The following is a 16,176-nucleotide window of genomic DNA, read 5'->3' on the forward strand; positions in this document are numbered from 1 at the left end:
AACTCTCACGATATTGTTCCGGCCCCCGTTTGTATCGCCCGTCCGTCATGCGTGATGAAGAAGATCCCGGCACCCTGGAGCTGATGCTGCCGCGCAAGCGCGGCCGTCCGCCCACGTTCGGCTACGCCATGACCGATGCCCAACGGGCGGCCCGCTACCGGGCCCGCCGTGCCGGGCAGGCCGACCATGCTGACGTGCGCACCTGCAGCGACATGGTGCTGCTGGACAAGATCCGCGCGGCGATCAGCGCCAAGGATGCCGAGCTCACCGGGTTCCTGGTGCACGTGTTGTGGCAGCGCTATCCCCTGCAGTTGAAGTGATCGCTCCGCCCACCAGCGCAGTGACCGCTGGGCGCAGGTAACCGAGCAGTCGCTCGGCTTCCCGCCAGTCGGCCGGCTGCTCCAGGTCCAGCTCGTGCAGGTCGCCGGCAATCGCGGCCAGGTCCGGCTGCCCCAGCATCTGCAGGACACCGGCCAGGCGATGCGCGTGGTGTCGCAGGGCCGTTCCGGACTGTTCGCGGAGTGCGTAGTGCAGCGCGTTTTGCTCTTCCTGCAGCGATTGCAGGATCTCGACCCAGATCGGGTCGATGACCGCACCCGGGTCTGCGGACAGGGGCGGCTTGCTCGCCGGCTCCTCCACCCGCAATGCCCGCAACAGGCTGCGGATCTCCAGCGGCTTGCACAGCACCGCATCCATTCCGCAGGCCAGGCAGCGCTCAGCGTGGGACGGCGAATCATTGGCCGACAACGCCACCAGCACCGCCGGTGTGCGCCCGTGGCGGCGTTCCAGCTGGCGCAGCTGCACGGCCAGCTCGTAGCCGCTCATGTCGCCAAGCACGCAATCCAGCAGCACCACGCCGCAGGGCTCGGCAGCCTGGCTCTGCAGGGCGCTGGCGCCGTCGGCGCAGCTGCTCACCGACGCGCCCAGTGCTTCCAGCTGGCGGCACACCACCGTCCGGTTCAACGCATGGTCTTCCACCAGCAGCAGGGTGCGTCCCGCCAAGGGATGCTCCCCCGCGCAGAGGCTGGTTGCTTCCAGTACCACCGGCAGGCGCACGTCGAAGCGGCTGCCGGCGCCCGGCGCGCTGCCCAGCTGCACCGTCCCGCCCATGCCGCGCACCAGGTCCTGGCAGATGGACAGGCCGAGACCGGCCCCGCCCATCTGCCGTGAATGGTCGTCATGGGCCTGCGCGAATGCCTTGAACACACGCTCGTGCTGGTCCGCCGGAATGCCGATCCCGGTGTCGCGGACCGCCAGCCACAGGTGCGCGCTGTCCTGGTCAAGCTGCAGCGACAAGGTCACCTCCACATGCCCCACGTCGGTGAACTTCACCGCGTTGCCCAGCAGGTTGCTGAGTACCTGGCGCAGCGCGTCGCCGTCGAGCCACATGCGCGGCAGCGGGTCGATGTCCTGCAGCAGGGTGATCGACAGGCCCTTGGCCTCGGCGCCGGGGCGTGCCACCGCCACGCAGTCGCGGGCCAGCTGGCGGATGTCGTGCCAGCCTGGGGTAGGGTGGTACTCGACGGTGGCCAGGCGCGAGTAGTCCAGCGCATGGCCGAGCAGGTGGCGCAGCCCGGCCCCGGCGTTGCGTGCGGCGTTCACCAGCTGCCGTTGGCCCTGGTCCAGGCCCGACTGGTGCAGCAGATCCACCGAGGTGACCAGCGCCTGCGCGGCGTTGCGCACCTCGTGGCTCATCACGGCGATGAAGCGCGCCTGCTGGCGTTCGCTGCGCCGCGCCGACTGCTGTGCCACGCGCATCCACACCCCGGCGGTGAGCAGGGCCAGCAGGATCAGCCCGCCCGCGAGCAGTTCCCAGCGGACGTGCTGCGACATCACCTGCAGCGATGGCCCGCTCAGGTAGGTGGCCTTGGTCCAGCGCTGCATCAGCATGGCGTGTTCCTGCGGGCTGATCGAGCGCATCGCCTGGTGGATCTGGTCGAGCAGGGCGCGGTCGCGGTGGCGCACCACCAGGTGCAGGCTGCCCGGCAGGGTGGAAGGCCCGCCGTGCAGGAGCAGGCTGTTGCCGAACTCGCGGCGCACCACGGGGCGCATCGCCACATCCAGGTCCAGCGCCGCGTCCACCACGCCCGCTTCCACGGCGGACAGCGCTTCGCGCAGGCTGGGCAGGTCGACCACCTGCAGGTGGGGGTGGTAAGCCTCCAGCCATTCGGCCAGGCGGGTGCCGCGCACCACCGCCACCCGGCGCAGGTGCGCGAATTCCGGCGGGTGCGCCTGGGCGTGGCGGCTGGCCATCAGGGTCTGGCCGCGGTAGTACGCCGGCGAGGCGGCCAGCGCGGTGCAGGGGGCGTTGTCCAATGGCCCCAGCAGCATCATCAGGTCGGCGCGCCCGTCGCACAGTGCCTGCAGCGCGGCGGTGGCCGATTCCACCGGCTGCTCGCGGAACTCCAGTCCGGCCTGTTCGGCCACCAGCTGCGCATAGCCGGTGATCAGGTTGCTGTCGCGCGCGGCGCGGCTGTCATTGGCCAGCAGGCCGTGCTGGGAAGGGTCGGCCGCCACCCGGACCAGCCGGGGTTCGGCGCTGCTGCCCGGGGTGACAGGCAGCAGCAGGCCGACCAGCACCCCGGTCAAGGCGCCGGTCCAGGTCCAGTCGCCGCTCACCACACCGCCAGCTGGTGGCGAAGGGTGAACAGGTCGCGGTCGGTGCGCAGGCCAAGCTTGCGGAACGCCGCGTGCTTCTGGGTGCTGATGGTCTTGATGCTGCGGTTGCGCTGCAGGGCGATGTCGGTCACGGTCATGCCGCTCAGGCACAGCTGCAGCACTTCGCGCTCGCTCTGCGACAACCGGTGTTCGGCATGTTCGTCGCGGTAGTTGACCGGCACGTGGGTGTGCCCGGCGGCCACGCGCATCACCGCGCGCGCCAGCGCTTCCAGGGTCTCGCCCTTGGACACCACGCCGGCCGCGCCCGCGGCCATGGTGTTGGAGATCATGACGTGGTGCACGTTGGCCGAGAACATCAACACCCGCACGCGCGGGAACCGGCGCCGCAGCATGCGCAGCAGTTCCATGCCCTGCAGGTCGCCTTCGGCCAGCGTGTAGTCCACCACAGCCACGTCCACCAGGTGGCGCTGCAACGTGTTGATCAACGATCGGGTGTGGGCGTGGTTGCCGACCACGTGGAAGCGCGGGTCGGTGGACAGGTGCACGTAGCTGCCATGCCGGACGACATCGTGGTCATCAAGCAGGGCGATGTTGAGTACGGACGGCAGCAGCGGTCCATATGCGGGGCCTGGATGGCGTCGAGACAAAGGAGGCACGCAATCGTGGGATTTGCGCCATTCTTACCGCTTCAACGCGCTGCGGAGATAGTCTGATGTCAGATTAGGACTATTCCTATGCGCGGTACGAGAGATGCGTCACTCTCTGCGCGCATCCGATTCAGCGCTTTTCGCGATCGAGCAGTCGCGCGAACTGCGACGCCAGGTCCAGCACCAGTGGATCGGCATTGTCACGGTGCAGCATCGCGATCTCGATGCCGTCCATCGGCGCCAGGCCCTGTCGCGCGGTAAGCGTGCGGTGTTCACGGGTCACCGCGCGCGCCGGCAACAGGCTGATGCCCATGCCGTCGGCCACGGCGCCCTGGATGCCGCTGAGGCTGGAACTGGTGAAGCCGATCCGCCAGCGCCGGCCGATGCCTTCCACGGCGGCGATCAACTCATCGCGATACAGCCCGCGCGGCGGAAACGTCACCAGTGGAATCGGGTCCATGCCGATGCAGGGGCTGCGCACACTGTCCACCCAGCGCATCGGCTCATGCCAGCAGGCCACGCCTTGGCGGCTGTTGCGGCGCTGCTTGACCAGCACCAGGTCCAGCTCGCCGTGGTCGTAGGCATTGGCCAGGTCGCGGCTGAGCCCGCTGGTGACTTCCAGCTTCACCTGGCGGTGGCGGCGGGTGAAGCGGCCCAGCAGGGCGGTGGTGCGGGCGCTGACGAAGTCTTCAGGCACGCCCAGCCGGACCGTCACCGCCACCGTGGCGCCGGCCAGGGCTTCGCCCATCTGGTCGTTGAGGGCCAGCATCTGGCGTGCGATGCCCAGCAGCGTCTGCCCGGCATCGGTGGGGTGCACGTCGCGGTTGCCGCGCACCAGCAGCGGGTGCCCGGCCAGCTGTTCCAGCCGACGGATCTTCTGGCTGATGGTGGATTGGGTGGAATGCAGGCGCGTGGCGGCGGTGGTGAAACTGCCGCAGTCGGCCACCATCACCATGGCGCGCAGCAGGTCCAGTTCGAACAGGGTTCGATGCGATTGTGCACTGGGCGGCATGGCGGTATCCAGAAAGCGAATGGTGATGTTCTAGCATGCACCCGGCGGGCAGGCCAGTTACGCCCGCTCATCCGTTGGCGTCGGTACCGGTGCGCGCAAGGCTGCGTGCCACGCGGTCGCCGGCGGCGCGCATCATCGCTTGCAGCGCCGGTGGGCCCAGTACCTCGAATTCGAGCTCCAGCGCCAGCAGCCAGTACACCACCGCGCCCTGCGGGTGCGCGCCACACCGCAGCAGGCACCGCTGTGCATCCACCGGTTCAAGCATGCCCGCCGAAGCAGGCATGCGCTCGCGTACCTGTTCGATGGGGGCATGCAGGATCACCCGCGCCTCATCCCCGTACGGCCCCAGTGACAGCGACTGGCTCACGAACCCGCGCAGGTCGCCGTTGGCGGGCGAGGGGCGCGGGCGGAAGTGCGCGCCCACCTCGGCGGCGCTGGTCATGCGGTCGATGCGGAACGTGCGCCAATCCACGCGCAGCGTGTCCCAGGCCACCAGGTACCAGCGCCGTTCGGCATGCACCACGCCCTGCGGTTCCACCAGCCGCTGGCTGGGCTGTCCCTGGCGGTCGGCGTAGTCGAAGCGCAGCTGCAGCTGGTCGCGGCAGGCGCCGGCCAGGGTGGCCAGCAGCCCGGCGTCGACCATTGGCCCGGCCTGGTCGATCGGCAGGATCGCGGTACGCAACGCATCCAGCCGGCGGCGCAGGCGGGACGGCATCACCTGTTCAAGTTTCACCAGTGCGGTGATGGCGGTCTGCTCGATGCCGCTGATGGTCCCGGTCACTGCCGTGCGCAGGGCCAGCGCGGCGGCCAGCGCCTCTTCATCGTCGAGCAGCAACGGCGGTAGTGCGCGGCCGGCGCGGAACGCATAGCCGCCGGCCACGCCACTGCTGGCCTGGATCGGGTAGCCCAGTTCGCGCAGGCGGTCGATGTCGCGGCGCAGCGTGCGTGGATGCACGCCGATATCCGCGGCCAGCGTGTTGCCCGGCCAGTGCGGCCGGGATTGCAGCAGCGAGAGCAGGCGCAGCAGTCGAGCAGAGGTGGTGAGCATGGGCGGCAGCATCGCGCCTGTCGAGGACAGGATCTGTCCGCAATGGTGGCTAGCCTGTGGCCACGGTGCAAGGCCCCTGGCGGCGCACCTTTCCACACCGACAACCCACAAGGAGTTCCGCATGTCCGTCGTCTTCTATTGGCACCCCATGTCCAGCGCCACCCCCATTGCCTGCGCCCTTGCCGAACTGGGGGTCGCCCATGACCGGGTGCGGATCGACATCCGCAATGGCGAGCAGCGCACACCGGAGTACCTGGCGATCAACCCCAACGGCAAGGTGCCGTGCCTGGTGGTGGATGGCACGCCGATCTTCGAAGGCCTGGCCATCCATCTGTGGCTGGGCGACCGCTTCGGCGTCGCGCGCGGGCTGTGGCCGGCGGCCGACACGCCCGAACGGCTGCAGGCGTTGTCCTGGTGTGCGTGGGCGTATGTGACCTACATGGCCGTGGTGGGCCGCCTGCGGCTGGCCACCAGCGACGATGCGCTGCGCGATCCCCGCCATGCCGCAGCGGCCGCGGCGGAGGCGACCCAGCTGCTGGACGTCCTCGAGGCGCGCCTGGCGGGCCGGCAGTGGATGCTGGGTGCGGAGTACTCGCTGGTCGACCTGGTGGTCGGGCAGGTGGTGGGATACGGCACCTATGTCGGGGCCGGCGTGGCCGACCATCCTGCCGTGGCGGCATGGCTGGCCCGGCTGCAGCAGCGCCCGGCGATGCAGGGTGAGGTCTGATGCTCGCATTCGGGAATCAAATGCTGGGCATGTGAAAAGTTAACTGGTGAATGCCTACCTCCGCACCGTATGGTGCGGAGGTCTTCCCTGTAGTGCGCCCGCCATGAACCTGAAAGTGCTGTCCGCGTTCCCGTTGCTGCTTGCCCTGGCTCCCGCTGCATTGGCCGCCGAGCAGGCCGACCTGATCATCCGCCACGCCACCGTGGTCGATGTCGAACGCGCCACCACCCACGCCGACCAGGCGGTGGTGGTGCGCGGCAAGGACATCGTGGCGGTGGGCGACGACCGCACCATTGCCAAGGCCTGGAAGGCAGCGCAGCGCATCGATGGCAAGGGCCGCTTCCTGATTCCCGGCCTGTGGGACATGCACGTGCATTTCGGCGGCGGACCGGAGCTGATCGAAGAGAACAAGGCGCTGCTGCCGCTGTACATTGCCCACGGCATCACCACCATCCGCGACTGCTCCGGTGACCTGCCCACGCAGGTGCTGCAGTGGCGTGGAGAGATTGCCGACGGCAGCCTGGAAGGGCCGCAGCTGTTCAGCTCCGGCGCCAAGATCGAAGGCATCAAGCCGGTCTGGAAGGGCACGCTGGAAGTGGGCAGCCAGGCCGATCTGGACGCTGCGCTGGCCCAGCTCAAGCGCGACCGCGTGGACTTCGTCAAGATCACCGACAGCACCCTGACCCCGCCGTTGTTCCTGGCTGCGGTAAGTGGCGCGCGCGAAAACGGCCTGCGTGCGTCCGGCCACATCCCGATGGCGCTGACCGTGCAGCAGGCGGTGGATGCCGGCATCAGCTCGATCGAGCACCTTGATTACGCGTACAAGGCCGGGGTCAAGGACGAGGCCGCCATTGCCGCCGATTTCGCCGCCAAGCGCATTGACCGCGCCGAAGCCAATCGCCGGCTTGATGAAGGCTTTGATCGAGAGACCGCCATGGCCGCGTATCGCGGCTTTGCAGCCAAGGGTGTGTATGTCACGCCCACGCTCAACGGCGGACGAATCCTCGACTTCCTCGACCAGGACAACCACGCCAACGATCCGTACCTGGCGTACATCGGCCCGAAGCTGCAGGCCACCTACCAGTGGCGGGTGGAACGCGCAGCCAAGGCCAGCCCGGCACAGATTGCCGACCGCCACCAGCAGTACCACCAGGTAGCGGCCGTGCTGCCGATGCTGCAGGAAGCCGGGGTGACCGTCATGGCCGGCACCGACGCGGGCTTCCTGAACTCCTTCAATTATCCGGGCATCGGCCTGCACGATGAGCTGAGCCTGTTCGTCAAGGAAGGCCTGACCCCCGCGCAGGCGCTGTCATCGGCCACCCGTGCAGGTCCGTCCTGGTTCGGTACGTTGGACCGCTACGGTGGCATCGCTCAAGGCAAGGCCGCCGACCTGGTGCTGCTGGATGCCAACCCGCTGCAGGACATCCAGGCCACGCGCGCGATCAACACGGTGGTGCTGCGTGGCCATGTCTATGACCGCAAGGCGCTGGACGCACTGTTGGCACAGACGCGTGCCAAGGTTGCGAAGTGGCAACAGGACGCTGCCCAGTAGCGATCTGTCCGCAGCACAATCAATAAAAGGAACAAACGCCCCGCTCATCAGTGGGGCGTTTTCGTTTGGGCGCCACTGCAACTTATTGCAGCGGCGCATTGAGGAATATTGAATGTGACGCGCTGCAGCAGAACTTTACGCTGCTCCCCATTCAACGCGGCGATGCATTCGCACGTATCTGTTAGTCATTCCAATCGCAGTTGCAACTTATTGCAGTGCGTCTTGCAAAAAGTTGCATATGGCGACAGGAGGCGGCTGCCTATTCTTCGCCCTCGATTCGAGACGGTTATGACAACCGGCTTTCGTGATCGACCCGTCAATAACAGGAGTCCCTTCGATGAAGCGTCTGATGACCGCGCTCGCGGTAGCTATGAGCGTGGCGATGTCGGCATCGCCTCATTCGGCACAGGCCGCCGCACCCAACATCCACGTGGGCGCGATGTATGAATATGCAGAGCCGGGCAAGGGCGCGCTGCTCAAGCGGGTGCGCAACACCGGTGATGCCACGGCGTTTGTCCGCGTGCAGATCAGCGAAGTGCGCTACGCCGCGGACGGCACCCACCAGGAGATCCCGGTGGACACGTCGGGCACCGGTGCCGCCGCCGGGCTGATCGCCAGCCCGTCGCGGATGATCGTGCCGGCACAGGGCCAGCAGGCCACGCGCCTGCTGGTGCAGGGCGACCGCAGCGTTGAACGCTATTACCGCGTGCGCTTCGTGCCGGTGCTGCCGCAGTCCGAAGACGAGTTCGCGCTGACCGATGCGCAGCGTGATGACTACCGGAAAGAGCTGTCGGCCGGCGTCAACGTGCTCACCGGCTACGGCGTGTTCGTGATCGTGCATCCCGACCAGGCCCGCTACGACGTGCAGACCGAAACGCAGGACGCCTACGTGCAGCTGCGCAACGCCGGCAACACCACCGTGGTACTCGACGACATCCGCCAGTGCAGTGCGCAGGACAAGGCGGCCAAGTGCTCGCCGTCGCGCAAGGTGCACCTGCTGCCCGAGCGCACCGAGCGCTTCACGCGCAGTGCCGGGCACCTGCACCGCTTCCAGATCGTTGAGGGGGACACCCGCAAGGATGTCCTGCTCAACCCCTAGGTTCCGCCCGGAACCGCCGTCCCGTCGCCGGACTCCAGGCGACACCTTCCCTTTGGAGATGTAAAGCAATGAACCTCAAGACCACCGTCCTGGCCGCCGCGGCTGCCCTGATCCTGACCCCGGCTGCCGCCATGGCCGCCACCGAGCAGTTCCCGATCCAGGTGACTGTTGAAGCCACCGTGCCGTCGGCCACCGGCCTGCAGATTTCGCCGGTCGGCGACTGGGCTGGCCAGACCCAGAACATGCGCTGGAACATCGCGACCCAGCGCCTGGATCCGATCCATCAGCAGGTCGACATGAAGAGCGGCCTGGGCGCCATCAACGCGTACCTGACCACCGAAGCCATGCTGACCAGCGCCGGCAACGCCATCGACCTGACCGTGGCCGTCGCCGGCCAGGACCTGCAGGTTGGCGCCGCCAACGCGGTGGAAGTGGCCACCCCGACCGAAGCCGCTGCCAGCAAGCGCGCTGCGGTTGCCATCACTGCTGCTGCCCCCACGGGCGAAAGCTACGTGCATGGCACCTACCAGGGCAACGTTTTCATGATGTTCGAAAGCGGCACCCCGTAATCGCGCGTTCGCGCATGCATCACCCCGGCAGCCCCGGCTGTCACAGGAGGGGCGCTCCCGCGCCCCTCTTTCTTACCCACAGGAATGGCCATGTCCCCGCGTCTGCTTCCCCTTGCCACCGCCGTCATGCTCTATTGCAGTGCTGCAGCAGTGCAGGCTGCGCCTGCGGCGCTGGAAAGCCTCACTCTGCTCGATCAGGCAGGGGGCCTGCCCGATGACTTCCGTGACCACTTCTTCGACGTACCCCTGGTGGTACGCGTCGAACGCGATGGACAGTACCTGGGCGATGCCCGGGCGCTGCTGACCCGCGAAAATACCTTGTCGCTGTTGGAATTCACCGACAGCCACGACAGCACCGAACCGGCCGCCGAACGCGAGCGCTGGTTGAAGGTGCTGGCCGCGCCGCGTTCGCTGGGTGCGTGCGAGCAGGCCTGTACCGATGGCCTGGTGCGGCTGCATTACAGCCTGGAGAGCTCGCTGCTCTCCCTTGCCACCGAAGCGGGTGGCCGCGCGGCGGAGCAGGTGCGCCACCTTGCGCTGCCCGAAGGCGGCAGCCGTGGCCTGATCCTTCGCCACCAGCTCAACGCCTATGCGGGGGAGGGCGTGGATGCCGCCGGCCGCTATGCCGTGGACGCGCAGGGCAGCCTGGGCCAGTGGACGCTGGTGGGCAACTACCAGGTGGACCGCAGTGGCGACGAAGAAAGTGCGCTGCGCCATTCGGTGCAGAGCCTGTACGCGCAGCGCGAGTTCCGCGACAACTTCCTGCGCGTGGGCTACTTCCTGCCCAATTTCCAGGGCGTCACCCGCCAGCCGCGTGCGCCGGGCTCGCTCAGCCACACCACGGTGGGCATGATGGCCGGCTCGTCGGACAGCCTGGCCATCGATTCGCGCGCGCCCAGCCTGTACCCGGTGTATGTCACCGCCAATCGCGAGGGCACCGTGGAGGTGTTCCGCGACGGCAGCCTGATCCTGACCCAGCCGTTGCAGCCGGGCCTGCAGGAACTCGACACCCGCCGCCTTCCGGGCGGCATCTACGAGGTCGAACTGCGGGTCATCGAGGACGGGCGTGAAAGCTCCAGCGAAACCACGGTGATCCACAAGCCCGGCAACTGGCGCGACCCGAGCCGCCGCTGGCGCTACAGCGCGTTCGCCGGTGTCCAGCACAGCCTGTTGGACAGCCTGGAGGATCCGAATGCCGGTGCGTTCGCCGCGGGCGGCATCGTCAACTATCTGGCCCATCCGCGCGCGATCGTCGGTCTGTCTGCCCAGCACCTGGACGGCGAGAATGCCTTCGCCGGTTCGCTGGACTGGCAGATCAACGACCGCGCCAACCTCTACACCAACGCTTACAGCGGCGACCACGGCAGTGGCGTGGACCTGCAGGGCATGTGGCGCTACGGCAAGGGCACCGTGATTGCCTCGCACAACCGCAGCTGGCAGGAGCGTCGCCGTCCCGGCGATGATGCCTACCCGCCGCTGCCGCCGGGCACGGAGGCGCCGCAGACCCGCTCGGGCTGGCTGCAGACCAGCGCGCTGAGCATGAACCATCGCCTCGGCGACAGCAGCCACATGGCCGCACGCGTGTCGCATCACAGCGGCACCAGCAATGGCGTGGGTCTGGATCTGTCGTTCAGCCGTCGCCAGACCCTGTTCGGCAGCGATGCCACCTGGCGCGCGGCGGTGTTCGACCGCCCCGCCAGCATCAGCAGCGGCACGCGGCGCAACCGCGGGATCGACTTCACCCTGAACATCGCGCTCGGCCAGGAGGGGCGCCGCTACACCGGCAGCCTCGGCAGCCGCACCGCTACCGATGGCGGACGCAGCCTCTACGCCAGCGCCGGCGTCCAGCAGAGCTACGATGCGGGACTGCTTCGCAGTGTCGCCGGCCAGGCCACGCTGGACAGCGATGGACTGGGCCTCAGCAGCAACGCGCAGTTCGAGCATCCTGCACTGCGCGGCGACGTGCATGCGCAGCGCTCGTCGCTGGGCGGCAACCTCAGTGGCGGTCTCAACCTGGAAAGCACCATGGCCATTGGCGGCGGCAAGCTCGCCATCGCCGGTGCGGGCCAGGTCAGCAGCGTCGATACCGGCATGATCGTGGACGTGAGCTCGGAGCTGCCTGATGTGGAGCTGCGCGCGCACGACAGTCGCGGTGGTTCGTACGTGCTGCACCCGGGTCGCAACTTCCTGCCGGTCACCGCCTACCGTACCGGCGCCCTGCAGATCGATTTCCAAGGGCGCGCCGCACCGGCGGCCAGCATCCAGCCGGCCACGCTGGACTATCACCTCAACAAGGGAGGGGTGGCCTACGGCAAGGTGGAGGTGATGAGTACGTTCACCGTGATGGGTCATCTCAAGGATGCCGCCGGCCAACCGCTGGCCGGCGCCCACGTCATCAACCATGCCGGGCGCAGTGTCGCCGAGGCCGACGGGTTCTTCGCGCTGGAAATGAGCGCCAGGACGCCAACGCTGGAAGTGCGCCATTCAAAAGTGACCAGTTGCAGTTTTCAGCTCGACGGCCAAACCACGCGCCCCGACGGCGATACCTGGCTGGCGGGCATCCTGCAGTGCCCGCCATCCGACCTCACCCAGGCGCAGTCCGGTGCAAGCGCATCGGCTGCTGGAGCAATGCCATGACTCGCAACATCCTCCCAAGCACGGTGTCCCCGCGACTGCGCCGGGCGCTTTGCGCGCTGGCGCTGCTCGTTGGCGCAGGTAGCGCGCATGCGGCCGAAATTTACATCACGGCCGAGTTCAAGCCAAGCACGCTGAATCCGGACAAGCGCGAGTTTGTCAACACCACGCCTTGGTCCGGGGTATGCAACAGCACGCACCTGCAGACCTGCATCGACAACAACTGGTGGAGCATCGACACCAAGATTCGCGGCACAAAGCAGGGCGTCTACCAGGCCAACTATGGGCCGAATGGGTTCTACATCGGCATGCCACCGGCGCGCACTGTGAACGTGACATCGGATGATGGAGAGCACAGTTTCGATCTTGGCTTCAACATCATCGGAGCGGCGATGCGACTATGGGATCGGGAGGGCGATGGTCCGAAGGAGCCCGCTTCGGCCGGTAATCCCAACAACTGCAACCTGGGGTTGAAGAACACGCATGCCGGAAACCACAGCATCATGCGGATGTTCCTGCGCCGTGATGGAGGTGAAGGGGCGGTTGCATGCGCGCTGCATTGGGTGTCTTCGAACAACTACGAGGTGACGGAGTTTGATTTCACCTACAAGCTGACCACCCCGCAGCCACTTGGTATGCCCAGCGGTGTGTACCGGGGGATGACGACCTTCCGCGTAGGCGGCACCGGGGAGGGGGCCGACTTTGACCTGGGCAACGGCGTAGTGCTGGAGGACAACGTGGTGAACGTCCACTTCGAGCTGGACGTGCATCATCCTTTTGAACTGGAGCTTCCGCCGGGAAGCGATCGTGCCGTGCTCGCGCCGAAGGGCGGCTGGACGCAGTGGAGCGACCACGGCATCGTGCCGAAGCTGCTTGAGCGGGAGTTGCCGTTCACGCTCAGCAGCTCCGGCCAGTTCAGTGTATCGCTGCAGTGCCAGTACCCGCTGCCGGATGGCCGTTGCGCGATCCGCAACTTGACCCAGACTGCGGAGGATGCACCGCTGGACATCCAGCTGACATTGCCGGGCTTCCGTGTGGCATCCACTGGGGAAGACGCGGTGGGCCTGCCGCTGACGACCACCATGGCACCGCCGATCTTCACCACCCAGTCGCTGGTGATCCGTCGGCCCTCGCGGCTTCACTTTGCGGTCAATGGAGAGCCGGTCAACAAGATGCTGGACCACCCCGGCAGCCACTATCGCGGTGACGTGACCGTGATCTTCGATGCAGATCCTTGAGTCATCTGCTGTGCGACAACAGCGTGACGAAGAACGCACTCAGTTCTGAACTGTTTACGTACATGCGTGATGCGTTGACGCGCGGGCTTTCCACCGCACACGGCGGTAACGCGGCGATGCCTAGTGTTGGCTCACCGGCATCGCTTTCGACGCCGTCTACCGGAGAAGCATGATGGGCAACCAACAGAATCCGCAGCAGGGCCAGCAGAACCAGCAGAACCAGAAAGACCAGCAGCGCCAGGGCCAGCAGCAACAGCAGGACCAGAACCAGAAGGGCGAGCGCAACCAGCAGGGCGGCCAGCAGGAAGAAGAAGAATAAGCTGCTGCACAAACGGAATGACGGGAGTCCGGCCTTTTGGCCGGACTTTCTGTTTGTTGGTTCACGACCAACGGTCGTGACCTACCGGTGCAGGGAAGGACCAGCGGTCGGGAGTTACCGTCGCGGGGAAGGACCAGCGGTCGTGTGACCGTTGCGGAGTGTTCACGAGGCAAGTGATACCCATTCGCATTTGCGGTACACTGGGGTGATCGCCTTGCCCTGAGTCGTGCCTGCCGTGCTTTCCAGTCTGATTGCTGTTCTCTCACCGTGGTTGCGCAACGTTGGCGCTGCTGCGGCACTGGGCGTGGTCGCGATGGCGCCGGCCGCCGCCCAGCAGCGCAATCCCCTGCAGACCGTCGGCGAGACCGTGCTGGACCAGCCGGCGCAGAGCTATCGCTTCGAACGTTTCGTGATTGAAAGCGGCGAGCCCGCACGGCGTTGGCGCGTGAACATCGGTGTCCCCACGCGCAAGTCCAGCGCTCCGGCGCCGGTGCTGTACATGCTGGATGGCAACGCAGCGGCCATGGTGTTCGACCAAGCCTTGCTGAGCGACCTGGCCGCACATGCTGCGCCGGTGCTGGTGTTCATTGGCTATGACAACGACCTGCGCATCGATTCGGCCGCGCGCACTCTTGACTACACCGCTTGGGTGGACACGGCCGACGATGGGAACGGCACGTCGCAGTCCAGCGGCGGCGGCGCCAAGGCGTTCCTGGACGTGATCCAGCAGAAGATCAAGCCCGAGGTTGAGCGTCGCGCCCGCGTGGATACCCAGCAGCAATCGCTGTGGGGCCATTCGCTGGGCGGGCTGTTCGTGCTCAGCACGCTGTACACCGCGCCGACCGCCTTCCAGCAGTACGTGAGCGCCAGCCCTTCGTTGTGGTGGAGCCAGGGCGCGCCGCAGGGCGCGATGGAGCAGGGCTTCATCGCCCATCCCGCGCCGGCGAAGGTGTGGCTGATGCTTGGCGGTGACGAACGCAGCGGCAACCGCGGCGTGCGTGACATGAGCAACCCGCGCGTGGTCGCCCATCTGCGCCGCATTGCGGGCGCCACGCCCGATGCCGCGCATGCGCTGAGCGGGCGCCTGGCGGATGTGCCGGGCGTGCAGGTCACCTACCGCGAATTTCGCGGTCTGGGCCACGGCCCGATGCTGCCGGCCTCGCTTAAGGCCACGCTGGCTGCGCTGTATGGCGTGGCCGACAAGAGCGCCGATTGAGTTTTCCCTTACCCAGGCTGCGCCGTTTCGGCCCTGCCAAGGCAACCCTTGTGACACGCGCCGCTGGCGCGCCCCTACAGAAGGAGTCTGCTATGTCCCGATTGGTTTCCCTCCCGCGCGTTGCCGCATTGGCCTTTGCCTTGTCGCTGGTTACCGGTGCGGTGTCCGCACAGCCGGTGTTCGATGCGCCCGCCAACGGCTTCCGCGGCACGGTCAGTGCCCGCAATGAAAACGTGATTCCGGGCAGTACCGCCGAAGTCACCGGCCGCGCGTTCGTGCCCGGCCAGCAGGTGACCCTGCTGCGCGGCGAGACCGTGCTCAACGCCACCCCGGTGGTGGTGGACGAACAGGGCAACTTCAAGGCCAGCGTGCAGATCCCGGCCGACGCCGTGCCCGGCCAGCACCCGGTGGTGGTGCGCGCCAGCCAGCCGGCCGCCGCGACCGTGGTTGCCTTGCGGGTATCGCCGAACCTGCCGCTGAGTGGCCAGCAGGCGTTCCAGCTGAGCTCGGGCAAGCTGGTGCAGGGCCTGTACCAGAGCGCCTACAGCGCGGGCAGCAATGCGCTGTTCGTGACGTCGGCGGTGGGCCGCCCGCCGGTGACCCAGTCGCAGCTGCTGAAGGTGGACCCGAAGACCCTGAAGGTGGTCAAGGCGATCACCCCGGCGCAGGTGCCCGATGCCAAGGGCGGCAGCGTGTTCGCCGTGTATGGCGTGGGCGTGGATGATGCCAACGGCAACGTGTGGGTCAGCAACACCCGCCAGGATACCGTGGCGGTGTACCGCCAGTCGGATCTGTCGCTGGTGCACCAGTTCCCGGTGGGCGCGGTGCCGCATGCGCGCGACGTGGTGGTGGATGCCAAGCGCGGCAAGGTGTTCGCGTCGGCGGCGGGCGAGGATCACCTGTCCGTGTTCGATGCCAAGACCTTCAAGGCACTGGAGCCGATCACGCTGGCATCCGGCGTGGACGACGAGAAGTTCGTGCCGATGAGCCTGGTGCTGGATGAAGCCAGCGGCAAGCTGTTCACGGTGAGCATCGGCACGCCCGAGGCGGCGGTGATCGACGTGGCCAGCGGCAAGGTCGAGAAGGTGATCGACCTGGGCAATTCGATCAGCGCCTCCGGCGTCGCCTTCGACGCGAAGCGCAACCGCCTGTTCGTGGCCTCGCAGGGCACCGACAACCTGCTCATCGTCGACGTGGCCAGCGGCAAGGTCCTGCACGACGTGCCGGTGGGCGCGGGCGCGCTGAACGTGGCGTTCGAACCGGTGTCCGGCCTGGCCTATGTCACCAACCGCGGCGCCGGCACGGTGACCGTGGTGGATAGCGACGGCAAGGTGGTGGGCAACCTGGACGGCGGCACCTTCCCGAACCACGTGCGCGAAGACGGCAAGGGCAACGTGTTCGCGGTCAACAAGTCGCGCGGCGCGGAAGACCCGAAGGGCGACCGCATCACCCGCATCACCCCGGCCCGCCGCTGATGCACCCCGCGCGCGGGGCCA

General features: G+C 67.3%; 14 protein-coding genes. 10 read left to right on the forward strand and 4 right to left on the reverse strand.

Going from position 1 to position 16,176, the window contains the following annotated elements:
- Positions 1–47 precede the first annotated feature (47 nt).
- On the forward strand, positions 48–320 hold the full coding sequence (locus tag NMB40_RS07545) for a hypothetical protein (protein WP_068851817.1): 273 nt from the start codon (positions 48–50) through the stop codon (positions 318–320).
- On the opposite strand, the gene NMB40_RS07550 is transcribed toward NMB40_RS07545, so the two are convergent.
- From NMB40_RS07550 to NMB40_RS07565, 4 genes are all read right to left on the reverse strand, one after another.
- Positions 265–2,619, reverse strand: coding sequence for an ATP-binding protein (locus NMB40_RS07550; protein ID WP_494360630.1), 2,355 nt, complete (start codon positions 2,617–2,619; stop codon positions 265–267). The genes NMB40_RS07545 and NMB40_RS07550 overlap by 56 nt on opposite strands.
- Positions 2,616–3,266, reverse strand: coding sequence for a response regulator (locus NMB40_RS07555; protein WP_494360631.1), 651 nt, complete (start codon positions 3,264–3,266; stop codon positions 2,616–2,618). Before NMB40_RS07555 ends, NMB40_RS07550 begins: the two co-directional genes overlap by 4 nt.
- 130 nt (positions 3,267–3,396) lie before the next feature.
- On the reverse strand, positions 3,397–4,278 hold the full coding sequence (locus NMB40_RS07560) for a LysR family transcriptional regulator (protein ID WP_494360632.1): 882 nt from the start codon (positions 4,276–4,278) through the stop codon (positions 3,397–3,399).
- 67 nt (positions 4,279–4,345) lie between these two features.
- Entirely contained in the window at positions 4,346–5,326 is a 981-nt protein-coding gene (locus tag NMB40_RS07565; RefSeq protein WP_494360633.1) for a helix-turn-helix transcriptional regulator, read from the reverse strand.
- A 121-nt stretch (positions 5,327–5,447) separates the two neighbouring features.
- Between NMB40_RS07565 and NMB40_RS07570 the strand changes: the two genes are divergently transcribed.
- The 9 genes from NMB40_RS07570 (at position 5,448) to NMB40_RS07610 (ending at position 16,155) form a co-directional block, all read left to right on the forward strand.
- The gene (locus tag NMB40_RS07570) at positions 5,448–6,053 is read left to right on the forward strand and encodes a glutathione S-transferase family protein (RefSeq protein ID WP_448142635.1); all 606 of its coding nucleotides are present in this window, start codon (positions 5,448–5,450) and stop codon (positions 6,051–6,053) included.
- A 103-nt stretch (positions 6,054–6,156) separates the two neighbouring features.
- Entirely contained in the window at positions 6,157–7,605 is a 1,449-nt protein-coding gene (locus tag NMB40_RS07575) for an amidohydrolase family protein (RefSeq protein ID WP_494360634.1), read from the forward strand.
- A 337-nt stretch (positions 7,606–7,942) separates the two neighbouring features.
- The gene (locus NMB40_RS07580) at positions 7,943–8,704 is read left to right on the forward strand and encodes a CS1 fimbrial subunit B flags: Precursor (RefSeq protein WP_494360635.1); all 762 of its coding nucleotides are present in this window, start codon (positions 7,943–7,945) and stop codon (positions 8,702–8,704) included.
- 68 nt (positions 8,705–8,772) lie between these two features.
- Positions 8,773–9,273, forward strand: a complete 501-nt coding sequence (locus NMB40_RS07585) for a CS1 type fimbrial major subunit (protein WP_494360636.1) — start codon at positions 8,773–8,775, stop codon at positions 9,271–9,273.
- A 90-nt stretch (positions 9,274–9,363) separates the two neighbouring features.
- Positions 9,364–11,910, forward strand: coding sequence for a CS1-pili formation C-terminal domain-containing protein (locus NMB40_RS07590; RefSeq protein WP_494360637.1), 2,547 nt, complete (start codon positions 9,364–9,366; stop codon positions 11,908–11,910).
- Positions 11,907–13,145, forward strand: a complete 1,239-nt coding sequence (locus NMB40_RS07595; RefSeq protein ID WP_494360638.1) for a hypothetical protein — start codon at positions 11,907–11,909, stop codon at positions 13,143–13,145. Before NMB40_RS07590 ends, NMB40_RS07595 begins: the two co-directional genes overlap by 4 nt.
- Before the next feature lie 172 nt (positions 13,146–13,317).
- A complete protein-coding gene (locus NMB40_RS07600) occupies positions 13,318–13,464 on the forward strand; it encodes a hypothetical protein (protein WP_494360639.1) in 147 nt (48 codons plus the stop codon).
- Between the two features lie 271 nt (positions 13,465–13,735).
- Complete coding sequence (locus NMB40_RS07605) at positions 13,736–14,680, forward strand: alpha/beta hydrolase (protein WP_494361053.1); 945 nt, start codon at positions 13,736–13,738, stop codon at positions 14,678–14,680.
- A 92-nt stretch (positions 14,681–14,772) separates the two neighbouring features.
- Positions 14,773–16,155, forward strand: coding sequence for a YncE family protein (locus NMB40_RS07610; protein ID WP_494360640.1), 1,383 nt, complete (start codon positions 14,773–14,775; stop codon positions 16,153–16,155).
- Positions 16,156–16,176 lie beyond the last annotated feature (21 nt).

The organism is Stenotrophomonas sp. FBCC-B152, assembly GCF_059134105.1.

Excerpts from the sequence above, each read along its gene's own strand:
- NMB40_RS07545 (WP_068851817.1), top strand. The coding sequence starts at position 48 with ATGCGTGATGAAGAAGATCCCGGCACCCTGGAGCTGATGCTGCCGCGC.
- NMB40_RS07560 (WP_494360632.1), bottom strand. The coding sequence starts at position 4,278 with ATGCCGCCCAGTGCACAATCGCATCGAACCCTGTTCGAACTGGACCTG.
- NMB40_RS07565 (WP_494360633.1), bottom strand. The coding sequence starts at position 5,326 with ATGCTCACCACCTCTGCTCGACTGCTGCGCCTGCTCTCGCTGCTGCAA.
- NMB40_RS07570 (WP_448142635.1), top strand. The coding sequence starts at position 5,448 with ATGTCCGTCGTCTTCTATTGGCACCCCATGTCCAGCGCCACCCCCATT.
- NMB40_RS07575 (WP_494360634.1), top strand. The coding sequence starts at position 6,157 with ATGAACCTGAAAGTGCTGTCCGCGTTCCCGTTGCTGCTTGCCCTGGCT.
- NMB40_RS07580 (WP_494360635.1), top strand. The coding sequence starts at position 7,943 with ATGAAGCGTCTGATGACCGCGCTCGCGGTAGCTATGAGCGTGGCGATG.
- NMB40_RS07585 (WP_494360636.1), top strand. The coding sequence starts at position 8,773 with ATGAACCTCAAGACCACCGTCCTGGCCGCCGCGGCTGCCCTGATCCTG.
- NMB40_RS07590 (WP_494360637.1), top strand. The coding sequence starts at position 9,364 with ATGTCCCCGCGTCTGCTTCCCCTTGCCACCGCCGTCATGCTCTATTGC.
- NMB40_RS07595 (WP_494360638.1), top strand. The coding sequence starts at position 11,907 with ATGACTCGCAACATCCTCCCAAGCACGGTGTCCCCGCGACTGCGCCGG.
- NMB40_RS07600 (WP_494360639.1), top strand. The coding sequence starts at position 13,318 with ATGGGCAACCAACAGAATCCGCAGCAGGGCCAGCAGAACCAGCAGAAC.
- NMB40_RS07610 (WP_494360640.1), top strand. The coding sequence starts at position 14,773 with ATGTCCCGATTGGTTTCCCTCCCGCGCGTTGCCGCATTGGCCTTTGCC.